This is a genomic window from Trujillonella endophytica, assembly GCF_900110555.1.
Classification (GTDB): Bacteria; Actinomycetota; Actinomycetes; order Mycobacteriales; family Geodermatophilaceae; genus Trujillonella; species Trujillonella endophytica.
In genome coordinates this window covers 246,006-266,342 of record NZ_FOEE01000001.1, presented here as the reverse complement: position 1 = coordinate 266,342, position 20,337 = coordinate 246,006, and the positions used below count along the sequence as shown (strand labels likewise).

Sequence of the window (20,337 nt, the reverse complement as noted above, 5' to 3'; positions counted from 1 at the left end):
TAGGCAGGCCGCGGGGCGTGGGCGAGGTCACGGGTGAGGCAAGGGTGGCCTCACCTGCGCATCACCGCGTGGGGGCTGGGATGATCGGGGGTGGCAACGAGCGCGACGCGGACGCCGCGCGCAACCAGCGAGGGGTAGGCGCAGAAGAAGTGGCAGCCAGCAAGGACAGCTTCGGGGCACGGGCGACGCTGAGCGTCGACGGCACCGACTACGACATCTACCGGCTCGACGCGGTGGAGGGCTCCGAGAAGCTGCCCTTCAGCCTCAAGATCCTGCTCGAGAACCTGCTGCGTACCGAGGACGGCGCGGACATCACCGCCGACCACATCCGGACGCTGGCCAACTGGGACCCGTCGGCCGAGCCGAGCGAGGAGATCCAGTTCACCCCGGCCCGCGTCGTCATGCAGGACTTCACCGGCGTGCCCTGCATCGTCGACCTGGCCACCATGCGCGAGGCCATGGCCGAGATCGGCGGGGACCCGGACAAGATCAACCCGCTCGCCCCGGCCGAGCTGGTCATCGACCACTCGGTGATCGCCGACGTCTTCGGCACCCCGGACTCGTTCGAGCGCAACGTCGAGATCGAGTACCAGCGCAACGGCGAGCGCTACCAGTTCCTCCGCTGGGGCCAGGGCGCGTTCGACGACTTCAAGGTCGTCCCCCCGGGCATGGGCATCGTCCACCAGGTCAACATCGAGCACCTGGCCCGCGTGGTGTTCCCGCGGAAGGAGGGCGACCGCACGGTCGCCTACCCCGACACCTGCGTGGGCACCGACTCCCACACCACCATGGTCAACGGCCTGGGCGTGCTCGGCTGGGGCGTCGGCGGCATCGAGGCCGAGGCCGCGATGCTCGGCCAGCCCGTGTCGATGCTGATCCCCCGCGTCGTCGGCTTCAAGCTGACCGGCGAGCTGCCCGAGGGCGCCACCGCCACCGACCTCGTCCTCACGATCACCGAGATGCTGCGCCAGCACGGCGTCGTCGGGAAGTTCGTCGAGTTCTACGGCGCGGGCGTCACCGCGGTGCCGCTGGCCAACCGCGCCACGATCGGCAACATGAGCCCGGAGTTCGGCTCCACCGCGGCGATGTTCCCCATCGACCAGGAGACCATCACCTACCTGGAGCTGACCGGCCGCAGCGCCGCACAGGTGGCGCTGGTCGAGGCCTACGCCAAGGAGCAGGGCCTCTGGCACGACCCGTCGCGCGAGCCCGCGTTCTCCGAGTACCTCGAGCTCGACCTCTCCACCGTCGTCCCGTCCATCGCCGGCCCCAAGCGGCCGCAGGACCGGGTCTCGCTGTCGGACGCGAAGGCCGCCTTCCGCGAGGTGCTGCCGACCTACGCCTCGCACGACGTGGACGGCGACGAGGACCAGGCCGCCGAGGCCACGTCGAGCGTCGACGAGTCGGTCGAGGAGTCCTTCCCCGCGTCCGACCCGGCCAGCCCGTTCGCGTCCGGCAACGGCGAGGCGGGCAAGCCGCACGACGCCGTGACCGCCGGCGGCGCGAAGGGCCGCCCCTCCCGGCCCACCCGGGTGGTCATGGAGGACGGCACCGAGACCGTCGTGGACAACGGCCACGTCGTGATCGCGGCGATCACGTCCTGCACCAACACGTCCAACCCGCAGGTCATGATCGGCGCGGGACTGCTCGCCAAGAAGGCCGTCGAGGCCGGCCTGACGAGCAAGCCCTGGGTGAAGACGACGATGGCGCCCGGCTCGAAGGTGGTCACCGACTACTACGAGAAGTCGGGGCTGACCCCGTACCTGGAGAAGCTCGGCTTCTACCTGGTCGGCTACGGCTGCACGACCTGCATCGGCAACTCCGGCCCGCTGCCGGAGCCGGTGTCGGCCGCCGTCAACGAGGCCGATCTCGCCGTCGTCTCGGTGCTGTCGGGCAACCGCAACTTCGAGGGCCGGATCAACCCCGACGTCAAGATGAACTACCTGGCGTCGCCGCCCCTGGTCATCGCCTACGCACTGGCCGGCTCGATGGACATCGACATCACCACCGAGCCGCTCGGTCAGGGCACGGACGGTCAGGACGTGTTCCTGCGCGACATCTGGCCCTCCCCGCAGGAGGTTCAGCGCACGATCGACCAGGCCGTCTCCGCGGAGCAGTTCGGCCGCAGCTACGAGGACGTCTTCGCCGGCACCGAGCAGTGGCAGAACCTGCCCACGCCGACCGGGCGCACCTTCGACTGGGACGCGCAGAGCACCTACGTCCGCCGTCCCCCGTACTTCGAGGGGATGCCGGCCGAGCCGGCGCCGGTGCAGGACATCAGCGGCGCCCGCACCCTCGCGGTGCTCGGCGACTCGGTGACGACCGACCACATCTCGCCGGCCGGCTCGATCAAGGCCGACAGCCCGGCCGGGAAGTACCTGTCCGAGCACGGCGTCGAGCGGCGCGACTTCAACTCCTACGGCTCGCGCCGCGGGAACCACGAGGTCATGATCCGCGGCACCTTCGCCAACATCCGGCTGCGCAACCAGCTGGTGCCCGGCACCGAGGGTGGCGTCACGAAGAACCACCTGACCGGCGAGACGACGTCCATCTACGACGCCTCCCGCGCCTACATCGACGCCGGCATCCCGCTGGTCGTGCTGGCCGGCAAGGAGTACGGCTCGGGCTCCTCGCGCGACTGGGCCGCCAAGGGCACGGCGCTGCTCGGCGTCAAGGTGGTCATCGCCGAGAGCTACGAGCGGATCCACCGCTCCAACCTCATCGGCATGGGCGTGCTGCCGCTGCAGTTCCCCGAGGGCCAGAACCCCGAGTCGCTCGGCCTCACCGGCGACGAGGAGTTCGCCGTCACCGGCATCACCGCGCTGAACGACGGCGGGATCCCGCGCACGGTGCAGGTCACGGCCGGCGACGTCTCCTTCGAGGCCCGCGTCCGGATCGACACCCCCGGCGAGGCGAACTACTACCGCAACGGCGGGATCATGCAGTACGTGCTGCGCTCGCTGCGCAACGCGGGCTGACCGCCTGATGGACCTGGGTCTGGGCGGCCGCGGGTACCTGCTCACCGGCGCGAGCCGGGGGCTGGGGTTCGCGGCCGCCCGGGCCCTGGTCGACGACGGGGCGCGGGTGCTGGTCAGCGCCCGCAGCCCCGACTCCGTGGACGCCGCCGTCTCCTCCCTGGGGACGGCGGCGTCCGGCATCCCGGCCGACCTCGCCGACGCCGATGCGGCCGACCGCCTGGTCGCTGCGGCGCGGGAGCGGCTCGACCGGCTCGACGGCGCGCTGATCTCCGTCGGGGGGCCGGCCCCAGGCACCATCCTGCAGACGCCCGAGAGCGCCTGGCGGGACGGCGTGGAGAACGTGCTGCTCGGCCCGCTCCGGCTGGTGCGGGCCCTCGTCCCGCACCTGTCCGACGGCGCCTGCATCGGCTTCGTGCTCTCCACCTCGGTCCGCCAGCCGATCGGGCACCTGGCGATCTCGAACGGCCTCCGGCCCGGACTGGCCATGACCGCGAAGGCACTGGCCGACGAGCTCGGCCCGCGAGGCATCCGCGTGGTCGGCCTCCTGCCTGGCACGGTCGCCACCGACCGGATCGCAGAGATCGAGGCCGCCTCCGGCGACGCCGCCGCGATGCGCGCCCGTACCGAGTCCGGCATCCCCCTGCGCCGCGTCGGCCGGCCCGAGGAGTTCGGCCGGGTGGCCGCCTTCCTGCTCTCCCCCGCCGCCTCCTACGTCACGGGCACGATGGTCGCCGTGGACGGCGGCGTCACCCGGTCGCTGTGACGGCGACCCGCCCGCCCGTCCTCGTCGCCTGCGCGCACGGCACCCGCAGCCCCGCCGGCCGGCGCCTGGTCGCGGAGCTCGCGCTCGCCGCGCGGGAACTCCGGCCGGGACTGGACACCACCGCGGCGTTCGTCGACGTCCAGCCGCCGACGGTGGCCGACGTCGTCGCCGGGCTGGCCGCCGCGGGCCGGGCCGCCGTCGTCGTCCCGCTGCTGCTGTCCGGCGGCTACCACGTGCACGTCGACATCGCCGACGCCGTCGCCGCGGCCGACGGCGTCGTGGCGACCCGCGCGCTGGGGCCCGATCCGCGGCTGGTCGAGGTGCTGGCCGACCGCCTGCTGCAGGCCGGCGCCGACCCCCGTGATCCCCGCACCGCGGTCGTGCTCGCCGCCGCCGGGTCCAGCGATCCGCGATCGGTCGCCGACGTCGAGGACACCGCCGCCCTTCTCCAGCGTTCCTGGGCCGGCCCCGTCACCACCGGCTACGGCTCGGCCGCCCGCCCCCCGGTGGCCGACGCGGTCTCGGACGCCCGGCGGGCGGGCGCCGCGCGGGTCGTCGTCGCCGCCTACCTGCTGGCGCCCGGGCACTTCGCGGACAAGCTGGCCGGTGCGGGCGCCGACGCCGTCACCGCTCCCCTGCTGCCCGACGCGCGGATCGCCGCCGTCCTGCTGGACCGCTACGACGCCGCCCGGGGATGACGGGCGGCGACCCGCGCGGCTGGATAGCGTGAGGTGGTGCGCCTCCCGACCCGGATCCTCGTGCCCGCCGTCCTCGCCACCGGCCTCGTGCTGACCGCCTGCAGCGAGGAGGTCGACGGCACCGCCAGCCCGGGGAGCAGCGCCTCGAGCTCGTCCAGTTCCTCGAGCTCCTCCTCCAGCTCGTCCTCGACGTCCAGCTCGCCGTCCGGCGGGGGCGAGTACGAGGAGTTCTGCACCGAGGGCGAGGAGGTCTTCGGCGAGGTGGACGAGGCTTTCGACGCCGCCGAGGGCATGGGCGTGGACGGGCTGGTCGCCGCGCTGCAGCAGGCCGTGGACGCGTTCGACGCGCTCGAGCCCCCCGAGGAGATCGCCGACGACTGGGCGGAGTCGCGGGACGGCTTCGTGCGCCTGCGGGACACCGTGGCCGCGATCGACCCGGCCGCCCCGGACGCCGAGCAGCAGGCGCTGGACATCATCTCCGACGCCGAGATGACGGTCGGCCCGGCGTTCACGCGGGTCGGCGACTGGATCGACGAGAACTGCGACAACGCCTGACGGCGGCGACTCAGGCGCTGAACCCTCCCGGCGGCGGCAGCTCGCCGACCGGCGCCACCACCCGGCCGGTGCGCGGACACGCCCAGGCCACCGCGCCGTCGTGCACCTCGGCGGCCAGCGGGTGGCCGCCCTCGTGGTCCGGACACTCCGGCCAGGCACCCCACAGCAGGTCGACGGCCGCGTCCTGGACCCGCTCGGTCAGCTCGCGCACCTCCTCCGGGGAGCCGGCGATGCCGGTGACCCAGACCCCGACGGCGCTCGGCGTCGCCTCGTCCTGCAGCCACAGAAGCGGTTCCGGGCCGTCCTGCCACGTCACCCGCACCGCACCGGGGCGGGTCCGTTCCAGGTCGGCCAGGGCCGGTCCGCAGGCGGCCGGGAAGCGCTCCGGGGAGGTGGGCACGCGGGGAGGCTAGCCACCAGACAGCCCGGGCGCCGAGGATCGGGCCCATGCCGGCCTACCCGCAGTCGATCGTCCCCGTCGGCTCCGTCGAGCCTGTGCCGCGGCGCGTGCGTGCGGTGCTGGCCGGCCGGGTCGTCCTCGACACCACGCGTGCCCGGTACGGCTGGGAATGGCCGCCCTATCCGCAGTTCCACGTCCCGCTCGCCGACGTCGATCCGGACGTCCTCGTCGACGAGGGCCTCGACGAGGACCGGCCGCTGGGTCGCGCCCGGCGGTACGGCCTGCGCGCCGGCGACGTCGAGCGGCCGGCCGCGGGGTGGTGCTACGCGGACGGCCCCCTCGCCGGCCACCTGCGCGTCGAGTGGTCGGCCCTGGATGCGTGGTTCGAGGAGGACGAGGAGGTCTTCGTCCACCCCCGCAACCCGTACTCCCGGGTCGACGCGCTGCGGTCGCAGCGCCGGGTCCGCATCGAGTCGGGCGGGGTGGTGCTCGCCGAGTCGTCGTCCCCCGTGGTGCTGTTCGAGACCGGCCTGCCCCCGCGGTTCTACCTGCCGCGCCCCGACGTCCGGTTCGAGCACCTCGTGCCCAGCGACACCCGCACGGAGTGCCCGTACAAGGGGCGGACGACCGGCTACTGGTCGGTGCCCGGCGGCCCGGCCGACATCGCCTGGAGCTACGACTTCCCGGCCGCGGCGGTGCTGCCGATCGCCGGTCTGGTCGCCTTCTACGACGAGAAGGTCGACGTGGTGCTCGACGGCGTCGCGCAGGAGCGGCCGGTGACCCACTTCTCCGCCTGACCCGCGGCGGGCGTGGGACCATGGGGGTGAGCCTCGACGGCTCCCCGGACGAGCGGCGCCGTACCCGGACAGCGACAAGACGGCGACCCGTGGAGGCTGTCGTGTCCTGGCTCATGCTCGTCCTGTCCGGCGTCCTGGAGTCGGTGTGGGCCACCGCCCTCGGCCGCTCCGCCGGCCTCTCCCGGCTGGGCCCGTCGGTGGTCTTCGTCGTCGCGCTCGCGGCCAGCATGGCCGGGCTGGCCTACGCGCTGCGCGAGCTGCCGACCGGCACCGCCTACGCGGTCTGGGTCGGCATCGGCGCCGCGCTGACGGTGCTGATCGGCATGGTCACCGGCGCAGAGCCGGTCAGCGCGCTGCGGCTGCTGCTGGTGGCGGGCATCGTGGGCTGCGTGATCGGGCTCAAGGCGCTGCACTGATCCTCGGGTCGGCGCCGACCGCGGCCGGCCGGTCGGGGTCCGCCGACCATTGCGACCACGACCCGGGCCACAGGGCCGCCTCGACGCCGGCCGCGGCGAGCGCCGCCACCTCGTGGGCCGCGGTGACCCCCGACCCGCAGTAGACCCCGACCTCGGCCCCGGGGACCGCGCCCAGCGCGGCGAACCGCTCGCGGAGTACAGCGACCGGAAGGAACGTGCCGTCGGGCGCGAGGTTGGCCGTCGTCGGAGCACTCCGGGCACCGGGCACGTGACCGGCCCGCGGGTCGACCGGCTCCACCTCGCCGTGGTACCGCTCGGCGGCGCGGGCGTCGAGCAGCACCCCGCCGCCCCGCGGCAGGGCGGCGGCCTCGTCGGCCGTCACCGTGGGCATCCCGCCGCCGGGCAGCGTCACGTCGCCGGGCGGGGGGACGACGTCGCCGGCCTCGATCGGACCGCCGGCCGCCCGCCAGGCCGCGAGCCCGCCGTCCAGCAGCCGCACGTCGGCCTGCCCGCCCCAGCGCAGCAGCCACCAGGCGCGGGCCGCCGCCAGCCCGCCGGTGTCGTCGTAGACCACGATCCGGTCGCCGTCGCGGACGCCCCAGCGGCGGGCCGCGGACTGCAGTCGCTGTAACGACGGCAGAGGATGCCGCCCGGCGCCCGGCGCGGGCGGGGCGGCCAGCTCGGCGTCCAGGTCGACGAAGACGGCCGCGGGCAGGTGCCCCTCGATGTACCGCTCCCGTCCCCGGTCGTCACCGAGGGCCCAGCGGACGTCGAGGAGCACCACCCGGCCGGTGTCGGCCAGCAGTGCGACCGCGCCGACCAGGACGTCGTCCCGGGCCGCCGGGCCGCCTCCCGGACCGCCGCCTCCCGGACCGCTCACCGGACGGCGAGCAGGCCGCGCAGCTCCGTGGTGAGCGCCTCGCGCGCCGCGGGCTTGCCGGCGAAGGCGACGGGGGTGATCTGGAAGAGCGAGATCTTCCAGCGATCGGGCCCCTCCTCCACGGCGACGAGCGTCTGCTGGCAGTGCAGCACCGGGTCCAGGTCCTCCTCGCCGGGCGGGATCACGCCGGCGTGGGCGAGCAGGACGGCGACGCCCGGCGCGATCTGGCGCACCGACCGGACCAGCCCGACGTAGGTCGCCGTCGGATGGCTGCCGAACACGCGGCGCAACTCCGAGGCGATCGACAGCCGCCCGCTGGTGTGCGTGCCGTCGTAGCCGACGATGTCCCCGTCGTCGGCGAAGGTGGACGCGACCGCCGCGCCGCTGCGCCGGTTCCACGCCTCGAGGAACGCGGAGTACAGGGCGCGGATCTGCGCGTCCTGCGGATGAGCTGAAGTCAACGGTTCCCCCTGGGTCTGATGGGACAGGAGGAACGGTAGTGGTCAGGCGGCGGGGACCGTCCGACGCTCGCCGTCGGCGAACTGGGTCCGGTAGAGCTCGGAGTACCGCCCCCCGAGCGCCAGCAACTCGGTGTGCGTGCCCGACTCCACGATGCGACCGTCGTCGACCACGAGGATCTGGTCGGCGCTGCGGATCGTGGACAGCCGGTGCGCGATCACCAGCGACGTCCGACCCGCGAGCGCGGTGTCCAGCGCGTGCTGCACGGCCACCTCCGACTCGCTGTCCAGGTGCGCGGTCGCCTCGTCGAGGATGACGACCGCGGGCGCCTTGAGCAGCACCCGGGCGATGGCCAGCCGCTGCTTCTCCCCGCCGGAGAGCCGGTAACCGCGGTCGCCGACCACCGTGTCCAGCCCGTCGGGGAGCGACCCGACCAGCGCCGCGATCCGGGCCCCGGTCAGCGCGGCCCACAACTGCTCGTCGGTCGCGTCCGGCCGGGCGTAGAGCAGGTTGGCCCGGATCGTGTCGTGGAACAGGTGGGCGTCCTGGCTGACCACGCCGATCGTGTCGCGCAGCGACGCCAGGGTCGCCTGCCGGACGTCGACCCCGCCGACGCGGATCGTCCCGCCGGTGACGTCGTACAACCGCGGCACGAGGTTGGCGATCGTGGACTTGCCGGCGCCGGAGTGGCCCACGAGCGCCACGAGCCGGCCGGGCTCGACGCGGAACGAGACGTCGTGCAGCACCGCCGTCGGCCCGCCGTGCTCGGGCAGCGACACCTCCTCCAGCGAGGGCAGCGACACGTCGGAGGCGGCGGGGTAGCTGAAGGACACCGACTCGAACTCGATCGACCGGTCGCCGTCCGGGATCGGGACGGCGTCGGGCGCCTCGCGGATCATCGGCGGCAGGTCGAGCACCTCGAAGACCCGGTCGAAACTGACCATCGCGCTCATGACGTCGACCCGGACGTTGGACAGCGCCGTCAGCGGGCCGTACAGCCGCGACAGCAGCAGGGCCAGGGCGACGACGTCGCCGGGGCTCAGCGAGCCGTTGAAGGCCAGCGTCCCGCCCAGCCCGTAGACCAGGGCGGTGGCGAGGGCGGCCACCAGGGTCAGCGCGGTGAAGAAGGTGCGGCCGTACATCGCCGACAGGACGCCGATGTCGCGGACGCGGGCGGCGCGGCCGCGGAAGGCCTCCGCCTCGACCGCCGGGCGGCCGAAGAGCTTGACCAGGAGCGCGCCGGCGACGTTGAAGCGCTCGGTCATCGTCGCGTTCATCGACGCGTTCAGCGCGTAGGACTCCCGGGTGATCTCCTGCAGGCGCTTGCCGATCCGCCGCGCCGGCAGCACGAACAGCGGCACCATGACCAGCGACAGCAGCGTGATCTGCCAGGAGAGGCTGAACATCACGCCGGCGGTGAGCACCAGCCCGATGACGTTGGAGACCACCCCCGACAGCGTCGAGGTGAAGGCCTGCTGGGCGCCGATGACGTCGTTGTTGACCCGGCTGACCAGCGCGCCGGTCTGGGTGCGGGTGAAGAACGCGACAGGCATCCGCTGCACGTGCTCGAAGACCTGCGAGCGCAGGTCGTAGATGACGCCCTCGCCGATCCGCGAGGAGTACCAGCGGTTGCCGAGGGCGATCGCGGCGTCGACGACCGCCAGACCGGCGATGACCAGCGCGATCCGGACGATGTCGCCGGCGCTGCCCTGCAGCGAGGCGATCCGGTTGATGATGTCGCCGGCCAGCAGCGGGGTGATCACGCCGATCAGCGACGAGCCGACCACCAGCACCAGGAACCAGGACAGCTCACGCCGGTAGGGCCGGGCGATCCCCAGCACCCGGCGGACGGTGCCCTTGGGCAGCTCCCGCGCGGTGACCGACGGATCGCGGCGGAACGAGCGCATCGCCGCCATGGAGGTCATGTTGTTCAGGGCCGGACCTCCTCTTCTCTCGGTACCCGGCAACCATGTCCGGGGACCGGGGATTCCGCCGCCGCCGTCAGCCCTCGGCGAACGACGCCAGTTCGGCCAGCCGGCGGGACTGCGCGGCCCGCTCGGCCGCGTCCTGGGCGGCCGGGTCGTTGCGGACGGCGGAGCGCACCAGCGCCGCGGTCTCGCGGACCGCCCCGACCGGGTGCGCGGTCAGCGCCGCCACCAGCTGGGCCACCGCGGCGTCGAGCCCCTCGGGGGGCACCACCGCGTTGGCCATCCCCAGCGCCAGCGCCTCGGCGGCCGGGACCGGGCGCCCGGTCAGGCAGATCTCCAGCGCCCGCGAGTACCCGACGAGCTCCGCCAGCGTGCTGGTGCCGGTGAGGTCCGGGACCAGGCCCAGCGTCACCTCGGGCAGCCGGAGGCTGGCGTCGTCGGTCAGCACCCGCAGGTCGCAGGCCAGCGCGAGCTGGGCCCCGGCGCCGATCGCGTGCCCCTGGACCGCGGCGATGGAGACGATCCCCGGGGAGCGCAGCCAGCGGAACCCACCCTGGTAGGAGCGGATCCGCTCCTGGGCCTGCTCGGGGGGCATCCGGCCCAGCTCGCCCAGCCCGCCGGGCGTCGAGGGGTCGGCGCCGAAGAGGCTGCGGTCCAGGCCGGCCGAGAACGACCGGCCCTCCCCGCGCAGCACCACGACCCGCACGTCGTCGTCCAGCGACGCCCCCACGGCGGCCAGGGCCGCCCAGGTCGCCGGTGTCTGGGCGTTGAGCTGGTCGGGGCGGTCGAGCGTGACGGTGAGGACGGCGCCCTCGCGCGCCGTCCGCACCCAGCCGTCGGGCGCCGGGCTCACGCCTCCTTCTTGCTGTTGCGGTTCGCTCCCCCACGGCTGCGCAGGCTCGCACCCGACTCCGACAGGAGCCGGTGGACGAACCCGTACGAGCGGTTCGTCGACGTCGCCAGCGACCGGATGCTCTCGCCCCCGTCGTACCGCTTGCGCAGCTCGTCGGCCAGGGACGTGCGGTCCCCGCCGGTGATGCGCTTGCCCTTGCCGAGGTCCGCCGTGCTCGTGTCGGCCATGAGTCCCCTCCGTCAGCAGCCGTCCGGCCTGCCCGGTCGGGACCGCTGCTCGTCCCCTTGGCGCCGCCGTCCCGGTGACCACGGCATCCCGCGACACATGATCACCCAGCCGCTCCCCGCGCGCGCGGCGAGGCCCCGCCGCGCACCGGGCGCCGGTTCTGTCCCACCCCGGGGACACGATGGCGCGCATGACCGGAACCCCCTCCCCCCGCCACCACACCATCGACTACGTCGAGCTGACGGTGACCGACCTGGAGCGTGCGAAGCGGTTCCACGCCGAGGCGTTCGGCTGGCGGTTCACCGACTACGGGCCCGGCTACGCCGGCATCCGCGGGCCGGCCGGCGGCCCGGAGGAGGTCGGCGGCCTCCGGCAGGACGACGCCGTGCGACCGGGGAAGAGCCCGCTGGTGCTGCTCTTCTCCGCGGACCTGGACGCGACGGTGGCCGCGGTCGAGCGCGCCGGCGGGCGGGTCACCGACGGCCCCTACGCCTTCCCCGGCGGCCGCCGCTTCCACTTCACCGACCCGAGCGGCAACGAGCTCGGCGCCTGGTCCGAAGCCTGACGACGTGCCCGGGCGCAGGCCTCCCGCGCTCTCGCACCCCGCTCAGGCCAGCGAGACCAGGTCCGCGAGCTCCTCGCTCCAGGTGTCCTCCGTGCCGTCGGGCAGGATGATCACCTTGTCGGGGTTGAGCGCGCGGACGGCGCCCTCGTCGTGCGTGACCAGCACGATCGCCCCGGCGTAGGTGCGCAGCGCGTCGAGCACCTGCTCCCGGCTGGCCGGGTCCAGGTTGTTGGTGGGCTCGTCGAGCAGCAGCACGTTCGCGCCGGAGACGACCAGGGTGGCCATCGCCAGCCGGGTCCGCTCGCCGCCGGAGAGGGTGCCGGCGCGCTGGTCGACGGTCTCGCCGGAGAACAGGAACGCGCCGAGGATCCGGCGCAGCTCCGTGTCGGTGGAGTCCGGCGCCGACGACCGCATCACCTCGAGCAGGGTGCGGTCCATGTCGATCGTCTCGTGCTCCTGCGCGTAGTACCCGATCCGCAGGCCGTGCCCGGCCTTCACCTCGCCGGTGTCGGGCGTCTCGGTGCCGGCCAGCATCCGCAGCAGGGTGGTCTTGCCCGCGCCGTTGAAGCCCAGCACGACGACGCGGGTCCCGCGGTCGATCGCGAGGTCGACGCCGGTGAAGATCTCCAGCGACCCGTAGCTCTTGCTCAGGTGCTCGGCGGTCAGCGGGGTCCGGCCGCACGCCGCGGGCGTCGGGAAGCGCAGCTTGGCCACCCGGTCCTGCACCCGCACCGCGTCGAGGCCGGCGGCGAGGCGCTGGGCGCGCTTGTCCATGCTCTGCGCCGCCTTGGCCTTGGTGGCCTTGGCGCGCATCTTGTCCGCCTGCGCGGTCAGCTCGCCGATCTTCTTCTCGGCGTTGGCCCGCTCGGCCTTGCGCCGCCGCTCGTCGGTCTCCCGGGCATCCAGGTACCGCTTCCAGCCGAGGTTGTAGACGTCGACCGTCGCGCGGTTGGCGTCCAGGTGCCAGACCTTGTTGACGACGGCCTCGAGCAACTCGACGTCGTGGCTGATGACGACCAGGCCGCTGCGGTGGCTCGCGAGAAAGCCCTTGAGCCAGACGATGGAGTCGGCGTCGAGGTGGTTGGTCGGCTCGTCGAGCAGCAGCGTGTCGGCGTCGGAGAACAGGATGCGGGCGAGCTCGACGCGGCGGCGCTGGCCGCCGGAGAGGGTGCGCAGCGGCTGGGCGAGCACCCGGTCGGGCAGGCCCAGGTTCGTGCAGATGCGGGCGGCGTCGCTCTCCGCGGCGTACCCGCCCATCGCGGCGAACTGGTCCTCGAGGCGCCCGTACCGGCGGACGGCCTTGTCCTGCTCGGCGTCGTCGGCCGGCTCGGCCATGGCGATCTGCGCCTTGGTGAGCTGCGCCTTGAGGACGTCGAGCCCGCGGCCGGAGAGCACGCGGTCGCTGGCGGTGATGTCGAGGTCGCCGCTGCGCGGGTCCTGCGGCAGGTACCCGAGCTCGCCGCTGACGTCGACCTTGCCGGCGTGCGGCACGCGCTCACCGGCCAGCGTGGTGAGGGTGGTGGTCTTGCCGGCGCCGTTGCGCCCGACGAGGCCGATCCGGTCGCCGGGCTGCACCCGAAGGTCTGCGCCGCTGATGAGGATGCGGGCGCCGGCGCGCAGCTCCAGGCCGGTCGTCGTTATCACTGATCCCAGGGTAGGCGCTCCCCGGCGGTTCCCTCCCCCGCAGCGGCGGTGACATCGACTTCACTTCGCCGTCCACAGACGGGTGAGCCGTGACCCGCGCGGCGGGCGGGCCGACGACGATGCCCTCATGACGACGCCGGGCACGATCGGTCCCCCCTGGCTGCTCTGCCCCGTCTGCGGGCGGCCGGCGGCCGGGAGCGGGCCCGCGCCGTGCCCGACGTGCGGGCTGCCGGCCGTCGGCGAGGCGGCCCTGGTGGTGGCCCGCATCGGCGCGACGATCGACGAGCTCGGCCGGGACCGGGACCGGCTGCTGGCGACGCTGCGGGCGGCGACCCCGATGGGCCTCCCGGCGCCCGCTCCCCCGGCTGCCGCCCCGCCTCCCCCGGCTGCCGCTCCGCCGCCACCCCCGCCTCCTGCCCCGCCGGCCGCAGGGGCCGCACCGCCCGCGTGGGACGCACCGCCCGCGTGGGACGCACCGCCCGCCTGGGACGCACCGCCGGCGGGGGACGCACCACCCGCCTGGGACGCGGCCCCCGCGCGGCGACTCAGCCCGCAGCAGGTGCTGCTCGGGCTGGGTGCGCTGCTGCTGGTCGCCGGGGCCGTGGCGTTCGTCGCCGTCGCCTGGGACCGCCTCGGCGTCGCCGGGCAGGCCGCGATCCTGCTCGCCGTCACGGCGGCCCTGTGCGGCGCCTCGGCCCGGTCGGCGCGGCGCGGGCTGCGGGCGACCGAGGAGGCGCTGGCCGGGGCCGGGGCGGCGCTGCTGGCCGTCGACCTCGCGGCGGCCCACGCCCTCGGGCTGGGCGGCGCCGCCGAGGTACCGCCGCGGCTGTGGACGGCGCTGTCGTGCGCCGTCGTCGCCACGGTCGCGCTGGGGCTGGGCCGCCTCACCCGCAGCACCGTCGCCTGGCCGCTGGTCGCGCTCCTCGCCGCCCAGCCCGTTCCGCTGCTGGTCCTGCCCGAGGGGGCGGCGGCGGGCCCCTCCGGCGTGGCGGTCCTGCTCGGGCTCGCGGCGGCCGACGTGCTCGCCGCAACGCTGCTGCGCCCGCAGTTGCGGCGGATCGCCCGGGGCCTCGCCGCGCTCGCGGCGGCCGGGGCCACGGTGCTGGGGCTCGTCGTCGCCTGGGAGTTCTCCCCAGCGCCGTCCTGGACCGCCACCGGTCTCCTGCTGGCCGCCGCGGTCGCCGCGGCGCTCGCGAGCCGGCACCCCGCGCTCGCGGCGGCGTTCCCGGACTCCGGCTTCCCGACAGCGGTCGCCGCCGGGGCGACCGGCCTGGCCGCCACCGGCTCGCTGGACGCGCTGGGCCCGGCCGGGCCCGTGATCGCCACCGCCCTGGGCCTCGCGCTGCTGACCGTGGCGGTCCTGCTCGAACGGCTGCCGGTCGTACGCGCCGCCGCGCCGGCCGCGGGCGGAACCCTGGCCCTGGTCGGAGCGGTGCTGCTGCTGGACGCCGAGCGGCCCGCCGCGCTCGCTTGGCTCGTCCTGGCCGCCGCGGTGCCGGCCGCGCTCGCCGCCGTCCGGCTGGAGCCGTTGCGCGCCCCGGCCGTCGGCGCCGCCCTCGCGGCCCCTCTCGCGGCGCTCCTGCTGGCCGAGGAGGGCAACGCGCTCGGCCCGGCCGCCGCAGGCCTGCTGCTCGCGGGCACCGGCGCCCTCGCCTTCGGCATCGCCACCGCGCGCGCCGACCGTCCGGAGGAGCCGGTGGCCGCGGTCGCCGGGCTGGCGGGCGGGCTCCTCGCCGTGCTCGTCACCGCGCCCACCGGGGCCTGGGGCCAGATCGCGGTGCAGCTGTCGGTGGTCGGCGCAGCGGCCGCCGCGTACGGGCTGGTCGCCGGCCGCCCGCCCGTCGTCGCGCTCGCCGTCGCCGACGGGGTGGCCGCGAGCTGGATCGCCGTCGGCGGCGCGGGGGTGGAGACGGTCGAGGCGTACACCCTGCCCGCCGCGCTGGGGCTGCTGCTCGTCGCGCTGCCCGGGCTGCGGGCCGGCGCCGCGTCGTGGGCGGCCGAGGGGGCCGCGGTCGGCGTGGCACTGCTCCCGTCCGCGCTGGCGGTGGTCTCGGAGCCCTCGGCCGTGCGGCTGGTGCTCGTCGTCGCGGCGGCCGCGACCGCGACCGTCGTCGGCACGCTCACGCACCGGCAGGCGCCGTTCCTGCTGGGCGCCGGCGCCCTGGCCTGGGTGGTGCTCGGGCGGCTGACGCCCTACACACCGCTGCTGCCCCGCTGGATCACGCTCGGCACGGTGGGCGTGCTCCTGCTGGTCCTCGGAGCCACGTACGAGCGCCGCCGGCAGCAGGCCCGTGAGGCGGTCGCGTGGGTGGCCCAGATGCACTGACTCCGGGCCTGCCGGGAGCGGTCCGGACCCCTAGCGTGGACAGGGTGCCGGACCTCTCCTCCCGCGTCCGGCCGCCGCAGATCCTGCTCGCGGTCGGCGCGGTGCTGCTGCTCGCGGGCGCCGTCGGCGGCAGCGCTCCCGGCGCCCGCGCCGGACTGCTGGCCGGGGCGGTCGCGGCCGGGGTCCTGTCGGCACGGGCCGCGGGATCCGGATTGCTCGGCACCCGGGAGGCGCTGGCGGCGACCGCCGTCGTCCTCGCCGCGGTCGCCGTCGACGACGGCGGCCCGCTGCTCGACGGCAGCGCGACGGACGCCACGATGCTGGCGCTGGTGCTGGCGGGGGTCGCCCGGCTGCAGCCCGGGCCGCTGAGCTGGCCGCTGGGGGCGTGGGCGGTCGGGCAACTGGCCGCGCTGCGCGCGGTCGCCAACCTCGCCGCGGGAGTGCCGCGGACCTGCGCCGTGCTGGCCGTCGCCCTCGCCGGGCTGGTGGTCGTGCTCGGCGCCCGCCGGGTGCTGGCGCGGATCGCGCTGCTGACGACGGCGCCGTGGTGGATCGCGGGGGTGGCCGCGGGGATCGGCGCAGCCTGGACCGACGTCGGCAGCGCCGCCATGGCCGCCGCCGGCCTGACCGTCGCCGCGGCGGCCGGGCTCCTGGTCGCCCGGCTGGAGCCGCACATCGGCCCGCTGCTGGGCCCGCCCCGCGCCGCGCCGGTGCTCGCCGGGCTGGTGTCGGGCGGAGCGCTCGCCGGCGCCCTCTCGGCCGGGCCCGGTGCCGAGGTGGTGGCGGGCTACGCGGGGGTGCTGCTGGCCGCTGCTGCCGCGGCGGTGCTCGACGGCTGGCGGCGCGGGCTGCTGCTGCCCGCCGCCCTCGCCGCCGGCACGACCCTGCTCGCGTGCGCCCTGGTCCAGCTCACCGGGACGGCGGCCTGGCGGGAGCTCGCGGTCCTGCTCCTGCTCACCGCCCTCCCGGCCGTCGCGGTCGCGCACCGGCGGCACGAGGACCGGCCGGCCGCCGTCCCCACCGCCGTCGGGTGCCTGGCCGCGGCCGTGCTGCTGGCCGTTCCGGCCGGCCTGCTCGCCGCTCCGCCCGCCGCGGGCCTGCTCACCGCGCTCTACGTCGCCGCCCTGGCCGTCGGGGCCCGGCTCGCGCCCGGCACCCGCCGGCCGGCCGTCGCGGCGGGAGCCGCCGCCGCGGCCGCGGCGCTGGCGCTGCTGGTGGCCGCCGGGACCGGCGGGCAGCTCGCCGCGGCCCTCGCGGTCCAGGGCGCGGCCACGTGGGGCTGGGCCGTCGTCCTCGGGCAGCGCGACGCCGGGGAGGCCGCCCCGGCCCGGGTGGTCGGCGTGATCATGCTGGTGCTCGCCGCGTGGACCGCGGCCGCCGCGGCGGGCGGCGCCGCGCTGGAGGCCTACACGCTGCCGGCGGCCGCCGGGCTGCTGCTGGCCGCGGGCCCCGAGCTCACCCGGGGCGCCTCCTGGCCGGCGTGGGGGCCGGGGCTGCTCGTGGCCGCCGTCCCGTCGGTCCTGCTCTCGGTGGTGCAGCCGGGGGTCGGACGGCCGCTACTGGTGCTGGTGCTCGCCGCGGCCGCGATGGTGGGCGGCTCGGCCGCGGGCGTGCGGACGCCGCTGCTCGTCGGCGCCGGCGCCGCGGTGGCGCTGGCGGCGGGGCTGGCCGTCACGTCGCTGCCGCTGCCCCTGGCCGGCGCGCTGCTGGCCGGGGTCGCCCTGCTGGTCCTCGGCGCCCGGCGGGAGCTGCGCCCGGTCGGCGGGTTCGCCGCGCGCCTGGCCGACATGCGCTGAGCCGGCCCGCCGAGGTGGCGGACCGGCTCATGCGGTGCGGCTCAGACGCGGAAGCCGAGGGCCCGCAGCTGCTCCCGACCGTCGTCGGTGATCTTGTCCGGGCCCCACGGCGGCATCCAGACCCAGTTGATGCGGATGTCGTCCACGAGGCCGGGGCCGGGGCCGCCGGTCAGCGCCGTGCGGGCCTGGTCCTCGATCACGTCGGTCAGCGGGCAGGCCGCCGAGGTCAGCGTCATGTCGATGACGGCGACGTTGTTCTCGTCGACGTCGAGCCCGTAGACGAGCCCCAGGTCGACGACGTTGACGCCCAGCTCGGGGTCGACGACGTCGCGCATGGCCTCCTCGACGTCCTCGATCAGCGCCGACTTGTAGGCCGGCAGCTCCGCGGGGGCGCCGTCGGTCGCGGGTGTGGCGTCGGTGTCCTGGCTCATGCCTTGCCTCCGGCGGGAGTGGTCTCGGTGATCGACAGGGCGCGGGCGCTGGCGTCCTTGAGGGCCATCCAGCTCATCAGCGCGCACTTGATGCGCGCCGGGTACTTCGAGACGCCGGCGAACGCCACGGCGTCCTCCAGTTCGTCCTCGAGCTTCTCGGCCACCGCCGCGTCGCCCTTGCTCTGCATCAGGGTCACGAAGTGGTCGCCGGTCTCCAGGGCCTGCGGCACGGTCTTGCCGATGACGAGGTCGTACATCGCCGAGACCGACGCCTGGCTGATCGAGCAGCCCATGCCCTCGTAGGAGACGTCGGCGATGGTCTCGCCCTCCAGGTGCACCCGGAGGGTCACCTCGTCGCCGCAGGTGGGGTTTACGTGGTGGACCTCGGCCTCGAACGGCTCGCGCAGGCCGCGGCCGTGCGGGTTCCGGTAGTGGTCCAGGATGATCTCCTGGTACATCGACTCGAGCTGCACGCGCTCAGGCCTCCCTGGTCGGTCCGGCCGGCGGGGCCGCCTCGGCAGGCACAACACCGAAGAACCGCTGCGCCTTCCGGATGCCGTCGGCGAGCGCGTCGACGTCGTCGTAGCCGGTGTGCACGTAGAACGTGGCGCGCGTGGTCGCCGGGACGCCGTAGCGGCGCACCACCGGCCAGGCGCAGTGGTGCCCGACCCGGACGGCGATGCCCTCGTCGTCGAGCACCTGGCCCACGTCGTGCGGGTGGACGCCCTCGACGGTGAACGAGATCGCCCCGCCGCGGGCGACCGTGTCCGGCGGGCCGATGACGGTCACGCCGGAGATCTCGGCCAGCCGCTCGAGGGCGTAGGCGGTGATCGCCTCCTCGTGGGCCTGCACGTTCGTCATGCCGAGCCGCTGCAGGTACTCGACGGCGGCGGCCAGCCCGATCACCTGCGCGGTCATCGGGACGCCGGCCTCGAAGCGCTGCGGCGGCGGCATGAAGGTGCTGCCCTCCATCCGCACGACCTCGATCATCGAGCCGCCGGTGAGGAACGGCGGCAGGGCGTCGAGCACCTCGTAGCGGCCCCAGAGGACGCCGACGCCGGTGGGCCCCAGCATCTTGTGCCCGGAGAAGACCAGGAAGTCCGCGCCGAGCTCGGTCACGTCGACCGGCTGGTGCGGCACCGACTGGGCGCCGTCGACCAGCACCAGGGCGCCGACCTCGCGGGCGCGGGCGACGATCTCCCCCAGCGGGTTGATCGTGCCCAGGATGTTCGACTGCTGGGTGACGGCGACGAGCTTCGTGCGCTCGTTGACCACCGTGCCCAGGTCGGCGAGGTCCAGCCGGCCGTCGTCGGTGAGGCCGAGCCAGCGCAGCGTCGCGCCGGTCCGCTCGCACAGCTGCTGCCAGGGCACCAGGTTGGCGTGGTGCTCCATCTCCGTCACGACGATCTCGTCGCCCTGACCGACGGCGTACCGGCGGAACGCGTCCTCCTTGGCGGTGGCCGCGTTGGACAGCGCGTAGGCCACGAGGTTGATGGCCTCGGTGCTGTTGCGGGTGAAGACGACCTCGTCCGTGCGCGCGCCGATGAAGCCCGCGATCGTCGCCCGGGCCGCCTCGTAGGCACCGGTCGCCTCCTCGGCGAGCTGGTGCGCGCCGCGGTGCGGGGCGGCGTTGACGTTCTCGTAGAACCAGCGCTCGGCGTCCAGGACGCTGCGCGGCTTCTGCGAGGTCGCCCCGGAGTCCAGGTAGACCAGCCGCTTCCCGTCGCGGACGGTGCGCGACAGGATCGGGAAGTCCGCCCGGATCGCCTCGACGTCCAGCGGGAGGGGCTGCTGCTGCGCCCCGGCACCGGGACGCGAGACGGTCACTGTCACAGTGCTGCGGCCTCCGCAGCGGCCACCTCGGCCGAGTCCTTCACGTAGGCCGCGTAGCCCTCGCTCTCGAGCTTGTCGGCCAGCTCCGGGCCGCCCTCCTCGACGAACCGGCCTGCGATGAACACGTGCACGAAGTCGGGCTTGATGTAGCGCAGGATCCGCGTGTAGTGCGTGATCAGCAGGACGCCGAGGTCGCTGTCGGAGCGGGTGCGGTTGACGCCCTCGGAGACGATCCGCAGCGCGTCGACGTCGAGGCCGGAGTCGGTCTCGTCCAGGACGGCGATCTTCGGCTTGAGCAGCCGCATCTGCAGGATCTCGTGGCGCTTCTTCTCGCCGCCGGAGAAGCCCTCGTTGACGTTGCGCTCGGCGAACGCCGGGTCCATCTCCAGGCCGGCCATCTCGGTCTTGACGTCCTTGACCCAGGTGCGCAGCTTCGGCGCCTCGCCCTTGACCGCGGTGGCGGCGGTGCGCAGGAAGTTCGACACCGAGACGCCGGGCACCTCGACCGGGTACTGCATGGCCAGAAACAGACCGGCGCGGGCGCGCTCGTCGACGCTCATGGCGAGGACGTCCTCGCCGTCGAGGGTCACCGAGCCCTTGGTCACGGTGTACTTGGGGTGACCGGCGATCGAGTAGGCCAGGGTGGACTTGCCCGACCCGTTGGGGCCCATGATCGCGTGGGTCTCGCCCGAGCGGATGGTGAGGTCGACGCCGCGGAGGATCTCCTTCGCGTCGTCGCCCTCCCCCACGCTCACGTGCAGGTCGCGGATCTCGAGCACGGACACTGTTC

General features: G+C 75.1%; 20 protein-coding genes and 1 riboswitch. Of the genes, 9 read left to right on the top strand and 11 right to left on the bottom strand.

The annotated features are described in order from the left end of the window. Positions 1-149: 149 nt before the first annotated feature. Genes BMY88_RS01300 through BMY88_RS01285 form a run of 4 tightly spaced genes read left to right on the top strand, consistent with a single transcriptional unit; the run spans position 150 to position 4,994 of the window. Complete coding sequence (locus BMY88_RS01300; protein ID WP_091939330.1) at positions 150-2,978, top strand: aconitate hydratase; 2,829 nt, start codon at positions 150-152, stop codon at positions 2,976-2,978. 7 nt (positions 2,979-2,985) lie between these two features. Then, complete coding sequence (locus BMY88_RS01295) at positions 2,986-3,741, top strand: SDR family oxidoreductase (protein ID WP_091939329.1); 756 nt, start codon at positions 2,986-2,988, stop codon at positions 3,739-3,741. Next, a complete protein-coding gene (locus BMY88_RS01290) occupies positions 3,738-4,439 on the top strand; it encodes a sirohydrochlorin chelatase (RefSeq protein ID WP_091939327.1) in 702 nt (233 codons plus the stop codon). The genes BMY88_RS01295 and BMY88_RS01290 overlap by 4 nt, the downstream gene beginning before the upstream one ends. 36 nt (positions 4,440-4,475) lie before the next feature. Beyond that, on the top strand, positions 4,476-4,994 hold the full coding sequence (locus BMY88_RS01285; protein WP_139220371.1) for a hypothetical protein: 519 nt from the start codon (positions 4,476-4,478) through the stop codon (positions 4,992-4,994). A gap of 10 nt (positions 4,995-5,004) precedes the next feature. On the opposite strand, the gene BMY88_RS01280 is transcribed toward BMY88_RS01285, so the two are convergent. Continuing rightward, the gene (locus BMY88_RS01280) at positions 5,005-5,394 is read right to left on the bottom strand and encodes a hypothetical protein (protein ID WP_091939323.1); all 390 of its coding nucleotides are present in this window, start codon (positions 5,392-5,394) and stop codon (positions 5,005-5,007) included. A gap of 47 nt (positions 5,395-5,441) precedes the next feature. Between BMY88_RS01280 and BMY88_RS01275 the strand changes: the two genes are divergently transcribed. Both BMY88_RS01275 and BMY88_RS01270 read left to right on the top strand, forming a co-directional pair. Then, a complete protein-coding gene (locus BMY88_RS01275) occupies positions 5,442-6,191 on the top strand; it encodes a DUF427 domain-containing protein (RefSeq protein ID WP_170860907.1) in 750 nt (249 codons plus the stop codon). 23 nt (positions 6,192-6,214) lie between these two features. Then, a riboswitch (guanidine-III (ykkC-III) riboswitch) is annotated at positions 6,215-6,280 on the top strand. Between the two features lie 12 nt (positions 6,281-6,292). Beyond that, on the top strand, positions 6,293-6,607 hold the full coding sequence (locus BMY88_RS01270) for a DMT family transporter (protein ID WP_091939319.1): 315 nt from the start codon (positions 6,293-6,295) through the stop codon (positions 6,605-6,607). Here BMY88_RS01270 and BMY88_RS01265 read toward each other — a convergent pair. From BMY88_RS01265 to BMY88_RS01245, 5 genes are all read right to left on the bottom strand, one after another. Next, positions 6,591-7,487, bottom strand: a complete 897-nt coding sequence (locus BMY88_RS01265; protein ID WP_244524390.1) for a sulfurtransferase — start codon at positions 7,485-7,487, stop codon at positions 6,591-6,593. The genes BMY88_RS01270 and BMY88_RS01265 overlap by 17 nt on opposite strands. Further along, positions 7,484-7,948 carry an SgcJ/EcaC family oxidoreductase gene (locus tag BMY88_RS01260; protein WP_091939317.1) on the bottom strand — a complete coding sequence of 155 codons (465 nt, stop codon included), beginning with the start codon at positions 7,946-7,948 and terminating at the stop codon, positions 7,484-7,486. Before BMY88_RS01260 ends, BMY88_RS01265 begins: the two co-directional genes overlap by 4 nt. A 42-nt stretch (positions 7,949-7,990) precedes the next feature. Next, complete coding sequence (locus tag BMY88_RS01255; protein ID WP_091939316.1) at positions 7,991-9,871, bottom strand: ABC transporter ATP-binding protein; 1,881 nt, start codon at positions 9,869-9,871, stop codon at positions 7,991-7,993. 76 nt (positions 9,872-9,947) lie between these two features. Next, positions 9,948-10,727, bottom strand: a complete 780-nt coding sequence (locus tag BMY88_RS01250; protein WP_091939314.1) for an enoyl-CoA hydratase/isomerase family protein — start codon at positions 10,725-10,727, stop codon at positions 9,948-9,950. Beyond that, entirely contained in the window at positions 10,724-10,954 is a 231-nt protein-coding gene (locus BMY88_RS01245) for a helix-turn-helix domain-containing protein (protein WP_091939312.1), read from the bottom strand. The genes BMY88_RS01250 and BMY88_RS01245 overlap by 4 nt, the downstream gene beginning before the upstream one ends. A 188-nt stretch (positions 10,955-11,142) precedes the next feature. On the opposite strand from BMY88_RS01245, the gene BMY88_RS01240 reads away from it, so the two are divergent. Beyond that, complete coding sequence (locus tag BMY88_RS01240; protein ID WP_091939309.1) at positions 11,143-11,517, top strand: VOC family protein; 375 nt, start codon at positions 11,143-11,145, stop codon at positions 11,515-11,517. A 42-nt stretch (positions 11,518-11,559) separates the two neighbouring features. Here BMY88_RS01240 and BMY88_RS01235 read toward each other — a convergent pair whose 3' ends face one another. Then, complete coding sequence (locus BMY88_RS01235; protein WP_091939307.1) at positions 11,560-13,161, bottom strand: ABC-F family ATP-binding cassette domain-containing protein; 1,602 nt, start codon at positions 13,159-13,161, stop codon at positions 11,560-11,562. Between the two features lie 127 nt (positions 13,162-13,288). Between BMY88_RS01235 and BMY88_RS01230 the strand changes: the two genes are divergently transcribed. Further along, complete coding sequence (locus BMY88_RS01230; protein WP_091939305.1) at positions 13,289-15,487, top strand: DUF2157 domain-containing protein; 2,199 nt, start codon at positions 13,289-13,291, stop codon at positions 15,485-15,487. Positions 15,488-15,531: 44 nt separating this feature from the next. Continuing rightward, a complete protein-coding gene (locus tag BMY88_RS01225; RefSeq protein WP_091939303.1) occupies positions 15,532-17,283 on the top strand; it encodes an SCO7613 C-terminal domain-containing membrane protein in 1,752 nt (583 codons plus the stop codon). 41 nt (positions 17,284-17,324) lie between these two features. On the opposite strand, the gene BMY88_RS01220 is transcribed toward BMY88_RS01225, so the two are convergent. Genes BMY88_RS01220 through sufC form a run of 4 tightly spaced genes read right to left on the bottom strand, consistent with a single transcriptional unit; the run spans position 17,325 to position 20,332 of the window. Further along, positions 17,325-17,714 (bottom strand): metal-sulfur cluster assembly factor, encoded by a 390-nt coding sequence (locus tag BMY88_RS01220; RefSeq protein WP_091939301.1) that lies wholly within the window; start codon positions 17,712-17,714, stop codon positions 17,325-17,327. Beyond that, positions 17,711-18,187 (bottom strand): Fe-S cluster assembly sulfur transfer protein SufU, encoded by a 477-nt coding sequence (gene sufU, locus BMY88_RS01215; protein ID WP_091939299.1) that lies wholly within the window; start codon positions 18,185-18,187, stop codon positions 17,711-17,713. Before sufU ends, BMY88_RS01220 begins: the two co-directional genes overlap by 4 nt. Before the next feature lie 4 nt (positions 18,188-18,191). Beyond that, positions 18,192-19,541, bottom strand: coding sequence for a cysteine desulfurase (locus BMY88_RS01210; protein ID WP_280138671.1), 1,350 nt, complete (start codon positions 19,539-19,541; stop codon positions 18,192-18,194). Positions 19,542-19,543: 2 nt separating this feature from the next. Further along, on the bottom strand, positions 19,544-20,332 hold the full coding sequence (sufC, locus tag BMY88_RS01205; protein WP_091939295.1) for a Fe-S cluster assembly ATPase SufC: 789 nt from the start codon (positions 20,330-20,332) through the stop codon (positions 19,544-19,546). Positions 20,333-20,337: the final 5 nt, after the last annotated feature.